12 protein-coding genes are annotated in these 19,405 nt (G+C 31.5%); 10 read left to right on the forward strand and 2 right to left on the reverse strand.

Annotated elements, in window-relative coordinates; all coding sequences use genetic code 11:
- The first annotated feature begins 26 nt into the window (after positions 1–26).
- The 5 genes from H0I23_RS07735 to H0I23_RS07755 all read left to right on the forward strand — a co-directional run bounded on the left by H0I23_RS07735 (position 27) and on the right by H0I23_RS07755 (position 5,342).
- On the forward strand, positions 27–1,736 hold the full coding sequence (locus H0I23_RS07735; protein WP_216785883.1) for a phospho-sugar mutase: 1,710 nt from the start codon (positions 27–29) through the stop codon (positions 1,734–1,736).
- Positions 1,736–3,559 carry an ABC transporter ATP-binding protein gene (locus H0I23_RS07740; protein WP_216785884.1) on the forward strand — a complete coding sequence of 608 codons (1,824 nt, stop codon included), beginning with the start codon at positions 1,736–1,738 and terminating at the stop codon, positions 3,557–3,559. The genes H0I23_RS07735 and H0I23_RS07740 overlap by 1 nt, the downstream gene beginning before the upstream one ends.
- Positions 3,560–3,815: 256 nt before the next feature.
- Positions 3,816–4,358, forward strand: a complete 543-nt coding sequence (locus H0I23_RS07745) for an RNA polymerase sigma factor (protein WP_216785885.1) — start codon at positions 3,816–3,818, stop codon at positions 4,356–4,358.
- A 32-nt stretch (positions 4,359–4,390) separates the two neighbouring features.
- Positions 4,391–4,897: a hypothetical protein gene (locus tag H0I23_RS07750; protein WP_216785886.1), complete on the forward strand. Its 507-nt coding sequence runs from the start codon at positions 4,391–4,393 to the stop codon at positions 4,895–4,897.
- Positions 4,890–5,342 (forward strand): hypothetical protein, encoded by a 453-nt coding sequence (locus tag H0I23_RS07755; protein ID WP_216785887.1) that lies wholly within the window; start codon positions 4,890–4,892, stop codon positions 5,340–5,342. The genes H0I23_RS07750 and H0I23_RS07755 overlap by 8 nt, the downstream gene beginning before the upstream one ends.
- 100 nt (positions 5,343–5,442) lie before the next feature.
- Here the strand turns inward: H0I23_RS07755 and H0I23_RS07760 are convergent, their stop codons facing one another.
- The gene (locus H0I23_RS07760; protein WP_216785888.1) at positions 5,443–6,471 is read right to left on the reverse strand and encodes an oxidoreductase; all 1,029 of its coding nucleotides are present in this window, start codon (positions 6,469–6,471) and stop codon (positions 5,443–5,445) included.
- A 135-nt stretch (positions 6,472–6,606) separates the two neighbouring features.
- On the opposite strand from H0I23_RS07760, the gene H0I23_RS07765 reads away from it, so the two are divergent.
- Both H0I23_RS07765 and purL read left to right on the forward strand, forming a co-directional pair.
- Positions 6,607–7,830 (forward strand): RsmB/NOP family class I SAM-dependent RNA methyltransferase, encoded by a 1,224-nt coding sequence (locus H0I23_RS07765; RefSeq protein WP_216785889.1) that lies wholly within the window; start codon positions 6,607–6,609, stop codon positions 7,828–7,830.
- Positions 7,831–7,975: 145 nt separating this feature from the next.
- A complete protein-coding gene (purL, locus tag H0I23_RS07770) occupies positions 7,976–11,647 on the forward strand; it encodes a phosphoribosylformylglycinamidine synthase (protein ID WP_216785890.1) in 3,672 nt (1,223 codons plus the stop codon).
- A gap of 82 nt (positions 11,648–11,729) precedes the next feature.
- On the opposite strand, the gene H0I23_RS07775 is transcribed toward purL, so the two are convergent.
- A complete protein-coding gene (locus tag H0I23_RS07775) occupies positions 11,730–14,348 on the reverse strand; it encodes a T9SS type A sorting domain-containing protein (RefSeq protein ID WP_216785891.1) in 2,619 nt (872 codons plus the stop codon).
- A gap of 250 nt (positions 14,349–14,598) precedes the next feature.
- Between H0I23_RS07775 and H0I23_RS07780 the strand changes: the two genes are divergently transcribed.
- From H0I23_RS07780 to H0I23_RS07790, 3 genes are all read left to right on the forward strand, one after another.
- Positions 14,599–16,368: a long-chain fatty acid--CoA ligase gene (locus tag H0I23_RS07780; RefSeq protein WP_216785892.1), complete on the forward strand. Its 1,770-nt coding sequence runs from the start codon at positions 14,599–14,601 to the stop codon at positions 16,366–16,368.
- 159 nt (positions 16,369–16,527) lie between these two features.
- Positions 16,528–16,968, forward strand: a complete 441-nt coding sequence (locus H0I23_RS07785; protein WP_216785893.1) for a MarR family winged helix-turn-helix transcriptional regulator — start codon at positions 16,528–16,530, stop codon at positions 16,966–16,968.
- Positions 16,969–16,993: 25 nt separating this feature from the next.
- Complete coding sequence (locus tag H0I23_RS07790) at positions 16,994–19,399, forward strand: 3-hydroxyacyl-CoA dehydrogenase/enoyl-CoA hydratase family protein (RefSeq protein ID WP_216785894.1); 2,406 nt, start codon at positions 16,994–16,996, stop codon at positions 19,397–19,399.
- Positions 19,400–19,405: the final 6 nt, after the last annotated feature.

The following is a 19,405-nucleotide window of genomic DNA, read 5'->3' on the forward strand; positions in this document are numbered from 1 at the left end:
AAATATTACAATTTTAAGCTACACGTATGGACAATATTTTAAACACTGCTAAAACCTGGTTAACTGATTTTTTTGATAAAGACGTTAGAGAAGAAGTTCAAGACCTTATCGATAACAATACTGAAGAACTAAAAGATAGGTTCTATAAAAATATGGAATTTGGTACAGGTGGTATGCGTGGCGTTATGGGCGCAGGTACTAACCGAATTAACAAATATACTTTAGGTAAAAGTACACAAGGCTTAAGTAACTATTTAAATCAAACATATAAAGGTGAAGAAGTAAAAGTTGTTATTGCTTTCGATTGTCGCCATAATAGTGACACACTAGCAAAAACAGTTGCAGAGGTATTTTCCGCTAATGGAATTAAAGTTTTCTTATTTTCAGAATTAAGAACAACTCCTGAGCTTTCTTTTGCTGTCAGACATTTAAACTGCCACGCAGGTATTGTACTTACCGCATCTCATAACCCACCAGAATATAATGGTTATAAAGTATATTGGACAGATGGCGGACAAATTGTACCACCACAAGATGGAAAAATTGTTGCAGAAATAAACTCACTTTCTTTTGAAGATATAAATTTCACTGCCAATCCTGATTTAATCGAATTGATAGATAAGGAAGTTGATGAAGCTTTTATTTCTGAATCTGTTGCTAGAGGTAGTTTCAATGCAAAAGATAAAGATAATTTTAAAATAGTTTTCACATCACTACACGGTACTTCAATTACAGCCATACCTCAAGTTTTAAAACGTGCTGGATACAAAAATGTAACTATAATTGAAGAACAAGCTGTACCAAATGGTGATTTCCCTACAGTAAAATCACCTAACCCTGAAGAGCCTGAAGCACTTTCAATAGCAATTGCTAAAGCTGAAGAAATTGGAGCTGATATGGTAGTTGGTACTGACCCTGATAGTGACAGATTAGGTGTTGCTGTTAGAAACCTTGATGGTAAAATGGAAATTTTAAATGGTAACCAAACTATGGTTCAAATGACAAAATTTTTATTAGATAATGAAAAAGAAAAAGGATTTAAAGGCAATGAATTCATCGCTTCAACTATAGTTTCTACACCTATGATGGAGGCTATGGCTAATACATATGGCGTAGAATATAAAACAGCCCTTACTGGCTTTAAATGGATTGGTAAAATGATTAAAGACTTCCCGAATCAAAAATTTATTGGTGGAGGCGAAGAAAGTTTTGGTTTTATGGTTGGAGACTTTGTTAGAGATAAAGATGCTGTTACCTCTACCCTACTTGCCTGTGAAATTGCAGCAAATGCAAAAGCAAACGGCAGCTCTTTCTATAAAGATCTAATTGATTCTTATGTTGCATATGGCTTTTACAAAGAAAAATTAATCTCATTGACTAAAAAAGGTATGCAAGGTGCTGAAGAAATCAAACAAATGATGATTGATTTTAAAGAAAATCCTGTATTAAGCATCGATGGTTCAAAAGTTATTATTGTAGATGACTACAACACATCCACATCTAAAAACCTTAATACTGGTGAAGTTTCTACAATTGACATCCCTAAATCTAATGTGTTAATTTACACTACAGAAGATGGTACTAAAATGGCTGCTAGACCAAGTGGAACAGAGCCTAAAATAAAATTTTACTTCAGCATCAATACAACATTAGATAAAGCTGAAAACTTTAAAGAAGTTGATGCTAAATTAGAAGCTAAAATTGACCGTATTTTGAGTGAACTCAAATTAAATTAATGAATTATTTTAAAAAAATTATTCGCTATGCGAAACCATACCGTAAGTATGGATATTTAAATGTATTTTTTAATATTCTTTACGCTTTATTTAGCGCTTTATCTTTTGCAGCATTAATGCCTATGCTTAATGTACTTTTTGATAAAGGTAAAGCGCTATATGTAGCACCAGAGTACAAAGGCATAAGTAAGCTTAATGATTTCTTTTTAGATTATATGAACTATCGGGTAACAATATACTCTGATGGTGATAAAATGAAAGGACTTGTACTAGTAATCGGACTTGTTATTACTTTATTTCTATTAAAGAACATTGTTAACTATTTAGCAATGTATTTTATTACCTTTTTGAGAAATGGTGTTTTAAAAGATATTAGAAATGCTATGTATAATAAAATAACAAGCTTGCCTATTTCTTTTTACTCAGAAAAGAAAAAAGGTGATGTTTTATCTAGAATAACTACTGATGTTTTAGAAATTCAACATTCTTTTCTTTCTGTATTAGAACTAGTTGTTCGTGAACCCCTTACAATTGTTTTCACAATTGCTGTAATGTTTATTATTAGTGCTAAGCTAACTATTTTTGTATTTATTTTTATTCCTTTATCTGGTTTTATAATTTCTTTAATCGGAAAATCTTTAAAGAAAAAATCAGATGATGTTCAAAGAGAACAAGGAGAATTTTTATCTATTGTTGAAGAAACATTAGGTGGCTTAAGAGTCATTAAATCTTTTAATTCGGAATCTAGATTTTTTAAAAGCTTTTCTGCATCAACAAAACGTTTTTTTAAATTCAGCAATAAACTTTTAAATAGACAAAACCTAGCATCACCTTCTGGAGAGTTTTTAGGTATATTAACTATTGGTGTTTTATTATGGTTTGGTGGTAAAATGGTTTTGGTTGAAAAAACTTTAGATGCTACAGCTTTTATAACCTATATGACTTTGGCTTATGGAGTTTTAACACCTGCTAAAGCTATAAGTAAAGCATCTTACGGTGTAAAAAAAGGTAATGCCGCTGCTGAGCGTGTTTTAGAAATTTTAGAAACTAAAAATCCTATTACCGAGAAGTCTGATGCTATAACTAAAGCTACTTTTGATTCTAGCGTTCAACTTAAAAATATCTCTTTTAAGTATGAAGATGAGTATGTATTAAAGAACTTTAATTTAACTGTTCCTAAAGGTCATACAGTGGCACTTGTAGGTCAATCTGGTAGCGGAAAAAGCACTATAGCTAACCTTGTTACTCGCTTTTATGACGTTAACGAAGGTTTTATTAGTATCGACGATATTGATATCAAAGATTTTACAAAACACTCTTTACGCAACCTATTAGGCTTAGTTACTCAAGATTCTATTTTGTTTAATGAAACAGTTAAAAACAACATAAGTTTAGGTAAAGAAAATGCAACTGATGAAGAAATTATTGAAGCGGCAAAAATTGCAAATGCTCATGATTTTATTTCTGAATTACCTAACGGTTACGATACTAATATTGGAGATAGTGGTAATAAATTAAGTGGCGGACAAAAACAACGTTTATCAATCGCTAGGGCTGTTTTAAAAAACCCACCGATTATGATCTTAGATGAAGCTACTTCTGCACTAGATACTGAAAGCGAACGATTAGTGCAAGATGCTTTAGAAAAAATGATGCGTAATAGAACATCTATCGTTATAGCCCATCGTTTATCAACAATACAAAATGCAGATACAATTGTAGTTTTACAAAAAGGTGAAATTGTAGAGCAAGGTTCTCATGAACAGCTTTTAGCTGCGAATGGTGCTTACCGAAAATTAGTTGAAATGCAATCTTTAGACTAAACGTTTACATCAACTTAATAACCTTTCTTAATTTTGGTTTTTTTAATTAAATTTTAATTTCGAATTGATTTTGACATCATTCTCAAAATCAATTCGGAATATTATAGAATTGCATAATAACGTGATATAGCATTATTAATCACAATTAAAAATAGTTAATTCTAGCTCTTTACTTCATAAATTTTAACAATTTCACCCATTACAATTAAACCTTTTTATAAATTTAGAGTCATAGGTACAACTAAGGCATTAAAATTTGATAGAAGAAGCTCTCTTAGTAGAACAATTACAGACGCCTAATACACAAGCGCGTGCTTTTGAGTTGTTGGTAAACACCTACAAAGAAAAACTCTATTGGCATGTTAGACGAATTGTTTTAGACCATGATGATGCGGATGATGTTTTGCAAAATACATTTATAAAAGTTTTCAAAAGTATCAATGGATTTAAAGGAGATAGCAAATTATACTCTTGGATGTATAGAATTGCAACTAATGAAGCTCTTTCTTTTATAAAAATAAAAACTAGAAAACTAGGCTTAAATAATAATGATTTTCATGAAAAGATAGCTGACAATCTTGAATCTGACGTATATTTTGAAGGAGATCATATTCAATTAATGTTACAAAAAGCTATTGCTGTTTTACCAGAAAAGCAAAAACTTGTTTTTAATATGAAATATTATGATGACTTAAAGTATGAAGAAATTTCAGAAATATTAGAAACATCTGTAGGCGCACTAAAAGCATCATACCACTTAGCTACTAAAAAAATAGAGGCATTTTTAAAAGAGGATTAAACCTATTAACAAATTGATAGTCAAACAATAAAATGAAAAAAGCAGGTAATAGTTTCAAGGTTCCAGAAGGTTATTTTGATAGCTTCACTGATAAATTAATTAATAATTTACAGGAAGAAGCAACTAATATACCTAAAAATGAAGGTTTTAAAATTCCTGAAGGATATTTTGATACACTTAACAAAGAAATAAAACAGAAACTAAAGGTTAAAGAGCCTAAGGTTATCGCTTTAAAATCTTATAAAAAATATTATTACGCTGCAGCATCAATAGTAGCGATTATTACAGTAGTCATTGGTTTAAATATAAATAAAACGCCTGAATTAAGTTTTGATGATTTAGCAGATATAGATATCGAAAACTATTTTGAAAACAATGAATCTAGTTTAAGTAGTTATGACATTGCAGAGTTTATACCTGTAAATGAATTAGAAGTTTATGATGTGATAGACAACTATTTGAATGATGACAATGTAATGGATTATCTAGAAAATAATATTGATGACTTTGATGAATTAAATATAAACAGCAATGAATAATTTAAAAAAAATAATTCCCTTAGCCCTACTTATGCTTACTTTTTCGCTTTCATTCGGGCAAAAAAATGCTGATTGGGATAAAATAAAAACATTAAAAATAGCTTTTATAACAGAACGCTTAGACCTTTCAAGTAAAGAAGCAGAGGTGTTTTGGCCTATTTATAATGAATACCAAGCAAAAAGAGAAGAGCTACATATAAAAGGTCGTAAAGAGATTAGACAGAAAATTGATGAATCTGAAAAATTATCAGAAAATGATTCTGCCAAACTTTTAGATAAATATCTATTGTATGAAAAAGAAGAAGAAGAATTAGAGCAAACATATCTAAAGAAAATTCAAAAAGTTATCTCTGCAAATAAAACATTATTACTGATTAGATCTGAAGGAGACTTTAAACGAAAACTTATCAAACAGTATCGTGACAAACATAAAGATAATAAGTAAATAAAATTTAAAGATCCGTTACACAACAATGTAATGGATCTTTAAATTTAGAACTATTTGGTTTACTTTTAATCTATTTAAATGAATTTTAATAGCTTATTTATTTAAAAATTAATTCTGAAACTCTTCCTTTTCCTGCTGCATAAGCGATAGTATCATTTTTAAAACGAAGTGTAAAAAATCCCTCATCAGATAACTTTCTCCAAGTATTACCCATATCACTTGAATAACTTATTCCTGTAAAACCTACAGCTACCAATCCTTTTCCGCCTGAATTAGGTACAAATTGCACACAGCTTTTATAATTAGGTTCAGCTGTATCTGCAATCAAACGCCATGTTTTTCCTCCATCTGTAGTAATCGCTTTGTTTTCATTATTACTTTCTGGTTGTGTATAATCTCCACCAATAGCAAAACCTAAAGTATCATTATAAAAATCAATAGAGTAAATACCTTGTGTCGCTTCTGTATTTATAATTGGAGTTTTAGTTACTGTCCAAGTTTTAGCCTTGTCTTCAGAATAATAAATACGTCCGCTAGTAGTTGCAACCCATGTTTTGCTACCAATAACTTTTATATTGGTATTACTAGCAGCAAAAGCTCCTTCCCCTTCAATTCCTTCAGGTAAAGATGAGCACTCTTGCTTAACCCATGTTTCTCCGCCATCTCTAGTAACTATTAATGATAAACAACCATTCATACTATCTCCTACTGCAATTCCTTCTTTATCATTCCAAAATGTCATAGCATCATAAAAAACATTTTCATCTTCTTCTTTATATACCAATTCTAGTTCACCTTTATCTCCTGTTTTATATAATAAGGCAGGGTTACCGACTGATAATACAAAAACATCTTTCGATGTATGCGCTATAGATCTAAACTCAGGTAGTATAGAATCGTATTTTTGATTTTTAGCAAAAACTTTTCCTGTTGCTAAATCAATTGTACCAATAAATCCATTATTTGCACCTATTGCAACACTAGAACCAATTATTTCTATAGCTCTTATACTTAGTGAATCTTCATAAAGAGTCTCTATTTCGACAGTTTTAAAAGGAGTATATTTAACTTCTTCACTACAAGAAATGATAACAAAAAACAGTGTAAATACAAATAAGTACTTCATAATGATAAATTTCATTCAAAAATAAAGGGAATAACTTCTAATACAATACCTTTGCACCCTTAAATTTTAAATGATTCTATCAAAAAATATTTTCATTAAAGTTTAATTTTCAATAAATAATAAAGAGTAAGAAGTATGAAACTACATAGAAATTTGGTGTTTGCCGTTGTTGATGCCTTAAACCTAATTTTTAATGAGGGTGAATATGCTGATAAAGTAGTTCAGAAAGTATTAAAATTTGATAAGCGATGGGGAGCTCGTGATAGAGGCTTTATTGCCGAAACTACCTATGAAATAGTTCGTTACAAACGTTTATATACTGAAATAGCAGAAGTAAAAGCACCTTTTAGCAGACCTAATTGTTTTAGATTGTTTGCTGTTTGGGCTGTTTTAAGAGGTATTGAATTACCAGATTGGAAACAAATTGAAACTGTACCTACAAGAAAAATTAAAGGAAGGTTTGATGAATTAACTAAGATTAGAAAGTTCAAAGAATCTATTCCTGATTGGATTGATGAATTAGGAGAAAAATCTTTAGGAGACAAACGTTGGACTAAAGAGATACATGCTTTAAACCAACAAGCAGATGTTATTTTAAGAGCAAATACTTTAAAAACGACTAAAGAAGAGTTAAGAAAAATTCTTCTCGAAAATGGAGTAGATTGTGAGCCTATAAAGGGATATAAAGATGCTTTAAAATTAGTTGAGCGTGGAAATGTTTTTAGAACTGATGCTTTTCAAAACGGCTTTTTTGAAGTTCAAGATGCTTCATCTCAATTAGTTGCTGAATACTTAGATGTACAACCAGGCCAAAGAGTTATAGATACTTGTGCTGGTGCAGGAGGTAAAACATTACATATTGCTGCTTTAATGGAAAATAAAGGGCAATTGATTGCAATGGATATTTATGAAAATAAATTGAAAGAGTTAAAGCGTAGAGCTAAACGTAATGGTGCTTTTAATATAGAACCAAGAGTAATAGACTCTACCAAAGTAATTAAAAAATTAACAGGCAAAGCAGATCGTATTTTAATTGATGCTCCATGTACTGGTTTAGGTGTTTTACGAAGAAACCCTGACGCTAAATGGAAATTGCAACCTGAATTTTTAGAAAAAATAAAAGCTACTCAGCAAGAAATTTTGAGAAGCTATAGCAGAATGCTTAAACCAGAAGGTAAAATGGTTTATGCTACTTGTTCTGTTCTTCCTCAAGAAAATAATGACCAAGTAAAATCATTTTTAGCTTCAGAAGAAGGTAGAGATTTTAGACTTGTTAAAGAGAATAAAGTATCGGCTGCAGAAAGTGGCTATGATGGTTTTTACATGGCTCTTTTAGAAAAAATTCCTGCTAAAGCATAAATTTAAAATTGATTACTTTTCTTTTATAGACTTACAAAAGAAAAGTAATCAACAATTAATACTAAAACTGTTAATTATTCTCGAAAAAATATCGCTGAAAAAAATGTAAATTTGTGCTTTCTTAAAACGAACAATAAGACCACACATGATTCACTTTTTCGGGGATGCAACCAGTAAAGTTTTTGTAGTACAAACCAAAAACGAACTTTCAGAAGAAAACATAACAAAACTATCTTGGTTATTTGGCAACCAATCTAAAATAAATGCGGCGTCTCTTGACGCCTTTTTTGTTGGCCCAAGAGCTGCTATGATTACTCCATGGAGTACAAATGCGACTGAAATTACTCAGAATATGGGTATTGAAGGCATTATTAGAATTGAAGAATTTAAAGCTTCTACGGAGACTGCTACAGATTTCGATCCAATGCTTTTGCAAAAATTTAACGGTTTAAATCAAGATATTTTTACCATTGCAATAACTCCTGAAGCTATTCTTGAAATTGAAGATATAGCAGCATATAATCAAAAAGAAGGATTAGCTTTAAATGATGAAGAGGTTGACTACCTTAATCAACTAGCTAAAAAATTAGGTCGTAAACTTACAGATTCTGAAGTTTTTGGTTTTAGTCAAGTAAACTCAGAACACTGTCGTCATAAAATTTTCAACGGTACTTTTGTTATTGATGGAAAAGAAATGCCTTCTTCACTTTTCAAATTGATTAAGAAAACATCAATAGAAAACCATAACGATATTATATCGGCGTATAAAGATAATGTTGCTTTTGTAAAAGGACCAAAAGTGGTTCAATTTGCGCCAATAAGTGCTGATAAGCCAGATTTTTATCAAGAAAAAGACTTTGATTCTGTTATTTCTTTAAAAGCAGAAACTCACAATTTCCCGACAACGGTTGAGCCTTTTAATGGTGCAGCTACAGGTGCTGGCGGAGAAATTAGAGACAGATTAGCTGGTGGAAAAGGTTCTTTACCTTTAGCTGGTACAGCAGTGTACATGACTGCCTATTCTCGTTTAGAAGAAAATAGAAAATGGGAAAACGGAATGCCAGAGCGTGAATGGTTGTACCAAACACCAATGGATATTTTAATAAAAGCATCAAATGGAGCTTCTGATTTTGGAAACAAATTCGGACAGCCATTAATTACTGGTTCTGTATTAACTTTTGAACATAATGAAACTTCTACTAATAACAGAAGAAGATTGGGTTACGATAAAGTAATTATGCAAGCTGGTGGTATTGGGTACGGTAAAGCTGACCAAGCTATAAAAGACAAACCTGAAGCCGGTGATAAAATTGTAATACTTGGTGGTGATAATTATAGAATAGGAATGGGTGGTGCAGCAGTATCTAGTGCTGATACTGGTGAATTTAGCGCTGCTATAGAGTTGAATGCCGTTCAACGTTCTAACCCTGAAATGCAAAAACGAGCAGCAAATGCTGTTCGTGGAATGGTTGAAAGTGATAAAAACACTATTGTTTCTATCCACGATCACGGTGCTGGTGGTCATTTAAATTGTTTATCTGAATTAGTTGAAGAAACTGGTGGAAAAATAGATTTAGATAAATTACCTGTTGGTGACCCAACACTTTCTGCAAAAGAAATTATTGGTAACGAATCTCAAGAACGTATGGGGTTGGTTATTGGTAAAAAAGATATTGATTTATTATCTCGTATTGCAGATCGTGAGCGCTCTCCTATGTATGAAGTTGGTGATGTAACTGGTGATGATAGATTTACTTTTGAATCTAAAACAACTGGAGAAAAACCAATGGATTTGGCTTTAGAGGATATGTTTGGTAGCTCTCCGAAAACAATAATGACAGATAAAACTGTAGCAAGAAACTATGATAACCCTGAATATTCATTAGAATTTTTTCATGATTATCTAGATCAAGTTTTACAATTAGAAGCTGTTGCTAGTAAAGACTGGTTAACAAATAAAGTTGACCGTTGCGTTGGTGGTAAAGTTGCCAAACAACAATGCGCTGGCCCATTACAATTACCATTAAATAACTGTGGTGTAATGGCCTTAGATTATAAAGGAAAAGAAGGTATTGCTACATCAATTGGCCACTCCCCTATTTCTGGATTGATTGACCCTGCTGCTGGTAGTAAAAACAGTATCACAGAAGCTCTTACAAATCTTATATGGGCACCTTTAAAAGAAGGTTTGAAATCAGTTTCATTATCTGCAAACTGGATGTGGCCCTGTAAAAATGAAGGTGAAGACGCTCGTTTATATGAAGCTGTACAAGCTGTTTCTGATTTTTCAATTGCGTTAGGTATTAATGTACCTACAGGAAAGGATTCTCTTTCTATGAAGCAAAAATATAAAGATGGTGATGTCATATCTCCAGGTACTGTAATAATTTCTGCTGCAGGTAATTGCGATGATATTACTAAGGTTGTAGAACCTGTTTTACAAAAAAGTGGTGGTTCTATCTATTACATCAACTTATCAAAAGACAACTATAAATTAGGAGGTTCATCCTTTTCTCAAACTTTAAATAAAATAGGTAATGAAGCACCTACCGTTACTGATGCTTCTTATTTAAAAAATACATTTAACACTATTCAATCTTTAATTAGAGACGGACAAATAGTTGCTGGTCATGATGTTGCTTCTGGTGGTTTAATTACTACTCTTTTAGAGCTATGTTTTGCTGATGTAAATTTAGGTGCTAATTTAAACCTAACTGATTTAGGTGAAGAAGATACTATAAAATTACTTTTCTCTGAAAATGCAGGTATCGTTTTTCAAGCAAAAAACGATACTATCGAAAGTGTTTTAAAAGAGGCTCTAATCGATTTTAAAAAAATAGGAACTGTTGTTACTGAAAGTACATTAACCATTAAAAATAATGGAATGGAAATGGGATTAAACGTTTCTACTTTGCGTGATACTTGGTTTAAAACATCTTACTTATTAGACAATAAGCAAACTGCAAATGGTTTAGCTAAAGATCGTTTTGAAAATTATAAAAACCAGGCTTTAACGTATAAATTCCCAAATGAATTTAATGGTAAATTACCTGAATTTAAAGGAACAAAGCCTAAAGCTGCTATTTTAAGAGAAAAAGGTAGTAACTCAGAACGAGAAATGGCAAATGCTATGTACTTAGCCGGTTTTGACGTAAAAGATGTTCACATGACTGATTTAATTTCTGGTCGCGAAACTTTAGAAGACATTCAGTTTATTGGTGCTGTTGGTGGTTTTTCTAATTCAGATGTTTTAGGAAGCGCTAAAGGTTGGGCTGGAGCTTTTAAATACAATGAAAAAGCTAACACTGCATTGAAAAATTTCTTTGCAAGACCTGATACTTTATCTGTTGGTATTTGTAATGGTTGTCAATTATTTATGGAGTTAGATCTTATAAATCCTGAACACCATACACATGGTAAAATGACGTATAACGATTCTAACAAACACGAAAGTAACTTTACATCTGTAGAAATTCAACAAAACAATTCTGTTATGCTTTCATCTCTTGAAGGTTTAAAATTAGGAGTTTGGATTTCTCATGGTGAAGGAAAGTTTAATTTACCGCTTTCAGAATCAGATTATTCAATTGTAGCCAAATATGGTTATGATAGCTATCCTGCTAACCCAAATGGTAGCGATTTTAATACTGCTATGCTATGTGATAAAACTGGAAGACATTTAGTTACAATGCCTCATTTTGAACGCTCTACATTCCCTTGGAATTGGGCTCACTACCCAACTGATAGAAATGATGAAGTATCACCTTGGTTACAAGCTTTTGTAAATGCAAGAATATGGATTGAGGATCAGAAATAATACGATTATTGAAAAACTAATAAGACCACTTGTTTCCAAGTGGTCTTCTCTTTCATAGCAAAGTATAATTAATCAATGCTTCTTATTTAACAATAATTTTTCCGCTCCATATTTGATTAGAACTACTTGCTAATTTGTAAAAATAAATTCCAGGAGATAAATTCTTTCTCTGAATTAAAATTTCATTGGCTCCCTCTAAATATTCTCCTGATATACTATGATTACTCAATAACATACCACTTAAAGTAAAGAAATCTAAAGTGTAACTACCTTGGTTTTCGGTAGAGAAATATAATTTTGTTTCTGCGACCAAAGGGTTCGGATATACTAAAGCTTTAGTATTTAATTTTTCTTTTACAATTGGTTTATCAACTATTTCGGATCTATTATTAAAATCAATTTCTGATATTGTTATTTCTTTTTCTTGCATTGTTCCGTCTGAGGAAGATATATTAAACAAAAGTACTTTCAGATCTGCAAAGTCAGTCTCAACTCCTGCTTCATTTTTAAAGTCAGTTGCTAACATTTCAATCTCTTTAATCTCTTCTGTTAAATTCACCTTACTTGTGTAATACGATCCATTTCCTTTTAATATTTTTACCTCTAAAGTACCTGAACCTGAAGCCATAAAGTTCATTTTTTTATATTTAGATAAATCAACAGCCTTAAAACGAGGAGTTAATGCTCTATAAACACCTAGATAAGAAGACGTATTTCCTTTCAAATAAACGTTACGCTCTACCCTATAGCCGCTATAAGCATAACTTTCATTATTCTGTAAAACTTCATAACTTTCAATGGTAGTATTTTCAGCCGAATTGTCTAATCCCCAAGGAGCATCAGCAACGAATAAATCATCCGGTGTATCTCCTTTTTCATTCTGAATTCTAAATCCAAAATCAAATAAAGGACCTGTTTCGACAGATAATGACTCTAACCTACTATTAATTTCAGTAGATAAACTTAAATTATTTGTAGAGCTTGTCTCTGTTTTCTTCATTCCGCCTTCTAAAGTAATCAAATTACTATTGTTATTATTTATTAATTCTAAGTTGATATTTCCTTTTTGATAACTAGCACTTTTAATAAATACAGGAGGCGGTGTTGAGCTTTTATATTGTTTAATAGGGTTATTTACTTCTAAAAGATTTAAAATTTCTTCACCTAATTTATATAAATCATCTACAGAATTTGACCAAATTTGAAAATTATAAAACGATGAATCTTTCTCGTAAGCATCAATATTCCAATGAGATTCTACAATAAATTCATTTGCTTCGTTCATACGAACAGAAAATGTTAATGCAAATTCGGTATTACCATCAGCCTGTTTAATTATCGATTTTATAAAATTATTTTCTCTTATTTGAATATTTGAAACAGATAACAACTCTGCTCCTAAAAAACGATCACAAATAAATTTACTGTGTTCGTAAACTTTATTTTCTGTTTTAATTATCATCAATGCACTTACTGTCTCTGTATCTTTTAAGTAATCAACAGAAAAAATATCAGATGCATTTGTTAATTCAATTAAATCCGCTGGCGAAGATTCTATTGTAGAAGATTCTCCTATGATACCTAATGGAACTAAAGTTGATAAAGGAATTTCTTTACTCGAAAAGCCTCCTTTTCTCTTGTAGTTAAAACTCTTTTTTATTGCTTTAGCACTCAGTTTATCAAACTTATAATTGGTACTTGCTCTATTAAAATTCCTCTTATTTATTAAATTTGAAAGTCTATCATTACTTTCTAAACCTCCATCATTACCTCCAGATGTAGTAGTTACTGTAGGACAAAGACTGATGCCTGAACAAGATGGATCATCACAATCTACAAGACCATCACCATCATCATCAACTCCATTTCGACAATCCTCTTGTGGCACAGGTGCTGTTGGACATCTTGCACCGTCGTTGCTTGCACTAGCCGGTCCGAAAGCAAAAATATTAGATACCATTACGTTTAATCCTGCTAATTGTACATTATTAATTTTGTAAACTGACCCTGTTTGGTTTGCTGATACATAAAAATTACCATCGATATCAAAATAAACTGCTCCATATGTATAACTAAAACCAGCTAATATAGGAACAAGACCTAAATCTTCAACCTCCCCAGTTTCAGCTGTGATTCTATATAAATGATTTGTGTTTTTTTCAACAGAATAAAGTTTTCCATCTACAGCATTAAATGCCCAATCATGAATACTGATATTTTTATTTAATGTATAAGATCCTATAAATTCTAAATAAGAATTAGATTCTGGATTTAAATCAATAGCATAATATGTAGTTCCACCTGAGCGTAAATAATATATTCCATCTATGGTAATATCACCAACATATTTGTTATTAGTATTTGGAATTTCTGGAATTGTATAAATTTCTGGTTCATAATTTTTTCCAATTCTTACTATAGATTTTGATGGAGAAGATAAATATCCCCAAATATAACCATCTGCACTGTTATAAGCTGCTGCATTAATATTGCCTTCAGTAATATTTTCAGCAACCAAATATGACCCCCCAGAAGCAAGGTCTAATGCATAAATATCATTATATTGAAATAAATAAGCATTAAAATCACATTCAAACGGCTCTGATTGTGCTTGAATTGAATTACTTATCATTAATAAAATAACAAATATCAATTTATTAACATCTAATAAAAAGGTAATAGGTAAGTAAAATTGTTTCATTGATTCGGGAATAAAATTATTTTCAAGCTAAAATTACAAAACAAAAAGAAAGATTTTTCTTACAAAATGATATAATGAAATTATAACACGTTAAATAACAGTTTATTGTAGATAAGCTGTTAAATTCTAAGATTATAATATAATTATGACTCAAATAATAAAATTCTCAAAGAATTGTTATTATTTTTGTCAATCTGATTTTATAATACCCTTTTTTTCTTAATTTGCAGTTCAAATCCTTAAACTAATTATGCAAAATATTACCAGACTTTTTGATTTTCCTTATTATCAATTAGAAAAATATAACCTTGAGAATTCACTTTCTACAAAGTATGGTGATAAATGGGTTTCGACATCTACTAAAGAATATATTGATAAAGCAAACACCATAAGTAGAGCTTTATTACGCTTAGGCATAAAAGCTGATGATAAAATTGCTTTGATTTCTTTAACAAATAGAACGGAGTGGAATATAATGGATATTGGTATTTTGCAGTTAGGAGCTCAAAATGTTCCAATATACCCTACCATTTCTGAAGAAGATTATGCTTATGTTTTAAATCATTCAGAAGCTAAATATTGCTTTATATCTTGCGCTGAAGTCTATGAAAAAATAATAGCTATAAAAGATCAAGTTCCCTCTTTAATTGAAGTCTATTCTTTTGACGAACTTTCTACATGTAAAAATTGGACTGAACTTTTAGAACTAGGAGAAGATACTTCTAACCAGGATGAAGTTGAAAAAAGAAAAAATGATGTAAAAACTGAAGATTTAGCAACTATAATATATACATCTGGTACTACTGGTAGACCAAAAGGTGTAATGCTATCTCATGAAAATCTTGTAAGTAATGCTTTAGAAAGCTTTAAAAGAATACCTATTAAATTAGGTACTTCTAAATCGCTTAGTTTTTTACCTGTTTGTCATGTATATGAGCGCATGCTTATTTATTTATATCAATATTGCGGAGCAAGCATTCACTATGCTCCTATTGATAAAATAAGTGAATTTGCGCAAGAGGTAAAACCAAATGTAATGACCGCTGTACCTAGACTTTTAGAAAAAGTTTATGATAAAATAATAGCGAAAGGAGCTGATTTAACTGGAATTAAGAAAAAACTATTCTTTTGGGCTGTTGATGTTGGCTTAAAATATGAACCATATGGTCAAAATGGGTGGTGGTATGAACAAAAGCTTGCTTTAGCAAACAAACTTATTTTTAGTAAATGGAAAGCTGCTTTAGGCGGCGAATTATCAGTAATGGCATCAGGTAGTGCTGCATTACAACCTCGCTTAGCTCGTGTATTTAACGCGGCTCGTTTTGGTGTAATGGAAGGTTATGGACTTACTGAAACATCACCTGTAGTATCTGTTAACGATATGCGTAAAGGTGGGTTTAAAATTGGTACTGTTGGCAAACCTTTAGAGCGTACCGAAGTTAAAATAGCTGATGATGGTGAGATTTGCATAAAAGGCCCTCAAGTAATGATGGGATATTACAAAGATGATGTTAAAACAGCTGAAGTTCTTAAAAATGGATATTTTCATACAGGTGACATTGGAGAAATTGATGCTGATGGTTTCTTAAAAATTACGGATCGTAAAAAAGAAATGTTTAAAACATCGGGTGGTAAATATGTTGCCCCTCAATTATTAGAAAACAGATTTAAACAATCTCGTTTCATTGATCAGATTATGGTCGTTGGAGAAGGTGAAAAAATGCCAGCTGCATTTATTCAACCAGATTTTGATTTTGTTAGAGAATGGGCTAAACGATATAAAATTGAAATTACTACTAATCAAGATTTAGTTACTAATGAAAAAGTAATTGCACGTTTACAAGAAGAAGTAGAAGCTGCAAACGAAAGTTTTGCTAAATGGGAAAAAGTAAAACAATTCAGACTTACTCCTGATGTGTGGAGTATCGAAAGTGAGCACTTAACGCCTACTATGAAATTGCGTCGAAAAATTGTAAAACAAAAATATATCGAGCTTTATAATGATATATACGAGCATTAAAATATATAATTTCATATTAAATTATTTTATATACTACTAAGAACAAAACCTTTACATTTTACAATTTAAAGTTATGTGTTCATTTGGTCCTTAATTTTTATGTAAATTTATTATGCATGCATAATAAATTTTATTATATTTGGTAGCATATAAAAATTTATGAAGGAGCTTACGATAGATTATGCTTTAAGAGCGACGTGGCAAGCAGTTGCTAGGTTGTATAATGAAGAAGCTAAAAATTTTGATACAACAATGGCTGTTGGCTTTACTTTATTAAGTATAGATCCTAAAACAGGAACACCTTCAACAGCACTTGGCCCTAAAATGGGGATGGAAGCAACGAGCCTTTCTAGAATACTTAAAAGTATGGAAGAAAAAGGCTTGATTATAAGAAAGCCTAACCCTAAAGATGGGCGTGGCGTACTCATACATTTAACTGATTTTGGCTTATTAAAAAGAAAAGACTCAAAAGATGTCGTTTTAATATTTAATGAAGTCATTAAAGAAAATGTACCAGAAGAAAAATTAAATTCTTTTTTTGAAGTAATTGAAACTATAAACAAGTTAGTTGCTGATAAGAAAATTTACACAAAAAAATAAAAACTAATTAATCGTAATGAAATCGATGAATAAGCATATTAAAAAAGTAGCAGTTATCGGCTCAGGAATAATGGGAAGTGGCATAGCGTGTCATTTTGCAAATATCGGAGTTGAAGTTTTATTATTAGATATCGTACCTAGAGAGCTTGATGAAAAAGAAAAAGCTAAAGGGTTAACCTTACAAGATAAGGCTGTACGTAATCGATTAGTTAATAACTCTTTAGTTACTGCTTTAAAATCTAAACCATCCCCTATCTATCACCAGAAATTTGCTGATAGAATTACTACTGGTAATTTAGAAGATGATATTTCTAAAGTATCTAAAGTAGATTGGATTATTGAGGTTGTAGTAGAAAGATTAGATATTAAAAAGATTGTTTTTGAAAATCTTGAAAAACATAGAACACCTGGTACTCTTATAACATCAAACACATCAGGCATTCCTATACATTTTATGAGCGAAGGTCGCAGTGAAGATTTCCAGAAACATTTCTGTGGAACTCACTTTTTTAACCCCGCTCGTTATTTAAAACTTTTTGAAATTATCCCTGGTCCCAAAACTTCGCCCGAAGTATTAGACTTTTTAAATGGGTACGGAGAGCAATTCTTAGGTAAAACTTCGGTAATTGCTAAAGATACTCCTGCATTTATAGGTAACAGAATAGGAATTTTTAGTATTCAAAGTCTTTTCCATATGGTAAAAGATATGGGTATGACTGTTGAAGAAGTAGACAAGCTAACAGGACCTGTAATTGGTCGTCCAAAATCTGCAACCTTTAGAACAGTCGATGTTGTTGGTTTAGATACATTAGTGCATGTTGCTAATGGTATTGCTGATAATTGTAAGGACGATGAAAAATTAGACCTATTTAAACTACCAGCCTTCATCAATACTATGATGGAAAATAAATGGTTGGGAAGTAAAACAGGGCAAGGTTTTTATAAGAAATCAAAAGATGCTAAAGGGAAAACAGAAATCTTAACGCTAGATTTAGATACGATGGAGTATCGTTCTAGTAAGAGAGCAAGTTTTGCTACATTAGAACTAACAAAGACTATAGATAAAGTAGCTGACCGTTTCAAAGTTTTAGTAGCTGGAAAAGATAAGGCTGGCGAATTTTACAGGAAAAGTTTTGCTGCATTATTTGCTTACGTTTCTCATAGAATTCCTGAAATAACTGATGAGCTTTACAAGATTGATGATGCGATGAAAGCTGGTTTCGGCTGGGAACATGGTCCTTTTCAAATTTGGGATGCAATTGGTATCGAAAAAGGGTTAGAAATTATAAAAGCTGAAGGTGAAACTCCTGCTGTTTGGGTTAATGAAATGGTGGCTGCCGGTAACAAATCTTTTTACTCAGTAAAAGAAGGTGCATCATATTATTATGATATTCCTAAAAAATCAGTAGAAAAAATACCTGGACAAGATTCATTTATCATTTTAGATAATATTAGAAAATCAAAAGAGGTATTTAAAAATAGTGGTGTTGTTGTTGAAGATTTAGGTGATGGAATTTTAAATGTAGAGTTCCAATCTAAAATGAATACAATTGGAGGAGATGTTCTTGCGGGATTAAATAAAGCAATTGATATTGCTGAGAAAGATTTTCAAGGTTTGGTTGTTGGAAATCAAGCTCCAAACTTTTCAGTTGGTGCTAATATCGGAATGATATTTATGATGGCCGTTGAGCAAGAATATGATGAATTGAACATGGCTATCAAAATGTTTCAAGACACTATGATGCGTATGCGCTACTCTGCAATACCAACAGTTTCTGCACCACATGGGATGGCTTTAGGTGGTGGTTGTGAATTGTCTTTACATGCCGATAAAGTTGTTGCTGCCGCTGAAACCTATATTGGTTTAGTTGAATTCGGAGTTGGTGTTATCCCTGGTGGTGGTGGCTCTAAAGAATTTGCTTTGAGAGCTCAAGATTTATTTCACAAAAATGATGTAGAGTTAAACGTACTTCAAGAGTACTTTTTAACAATTGGTATGGCTAAAGTTTCTACTTCAGCTTACGAAGCTTTTGACTTAGGAATACTAAAACATGGTAAAGATATTGTTGTTGTAAATAAAGATCGCCAGATAGCGACAGCTAAAGCTCATGCTAAATTAATGGCTGAAGCGGGTTATACCCAACCTGTTAAAAGAAAAGATATTAAAGTACTTGGGAAGCAAGCCTTAGGTATGTTTTTGGTGGGTACTGACTCTATGGAGGACAGTAAATATATAAGTGAGCATGATAAGAAAATTGCAAACAAGTTGGCATATGTAATGGCTGGTGGTGATTTATCTGAACCTACGTTGGTTACTGAGCAATATTTATTGGATTTAGAGCGTGAAGCTTTTTTATCGCTTTGTACTGAACGTAAAACGTTAGAAAGAATTCAACACATGTTAAAAACAGGTAAACCTTTAAGAAACTAGAAAAAG

This window comes from Cellulophaga sp. HaHaR_3_176 (assembly GCF_019021925.1).
Classification (GTDB): domain Bacteria; phylum Bacteroidota; class Bacteroidia; order Flavobacteriales; family Flavobacteriaceae; genus Cellulophaga.

Coding starts and splice junctions, on each gene's coding strand:
- H0I23_RS07735 (WP_216785883.1), top strand. CDS start 27: ATGGACAATATTTTAAACACTGCTAAAACCTGGTTAACTGATTTTTTT.
- H0I23_RS07740 (WP_216785884.1), top strand. CDS start 1,736: ATGAATTATTTTAAAAAAATTATTCGCTATGCGAAACCATACCGTAAG.
- H0I23_RS07750 (WP_216785886.1), top strand. CDS start 4,391: ATGAAAAAAGCAGGTAATAGTTTCAAGGTTCCAGAAGGTTATTTTGAT.
- H0I23_RS07755 (WP_216785887.1), top strand. CDS start 4,890: ATGAATAATTTAAAAAAAATAATTCCCTTAGCCCTACTTATGCTTACT.
- H0I23_RS07760 (WP_216785888.1), bottom strand. CDS start 6,471: ATGAAGTACTTATTTGTATTTACACTGTTTTTTGTTATCATTTCTTGT.
- H0I23_RS07765 (WP_216785889.1), top strand. CDS start 6,607: ATGAAACTACATAGAAATTTGGTGTTTGCCGTTGTTGATGCCTTAAAC.
- purL (WP_216785890.1), top strand. CDS start 7,976: ATGATTCACTTTTTCGGGGATGCAACCAGTAAAGTTTTTGTAGTACAA.
- H0I23_RS07775 (WP_216785891.1), bottom strand. CDS start 14,348: ATGAAACAATTTTACTTACCTATTACCTTTTTATTAGATGTTAATAAA.
- H0I23_RS07780 (WP_216785892.1), top strand. CDS start 14,599: ATGCAAAATATTACCAGACTTTTTGATTTTCCTTATTATCAATTAGAA.
- H0I23_RS07785 (WP_216785893.1), top strand. CDS start 16,528: ATGAAGGAGCTTACGATAGATTATGCTTTAAGAGCGACGTGGCAAGCA.
- H0I23_RS07790 (WP_216785894.1), top strand. CDS start 16,994: ATGAATAAGCATATTAAAAAAGTAGCAGTTATCGGCTCAGGAATAATG.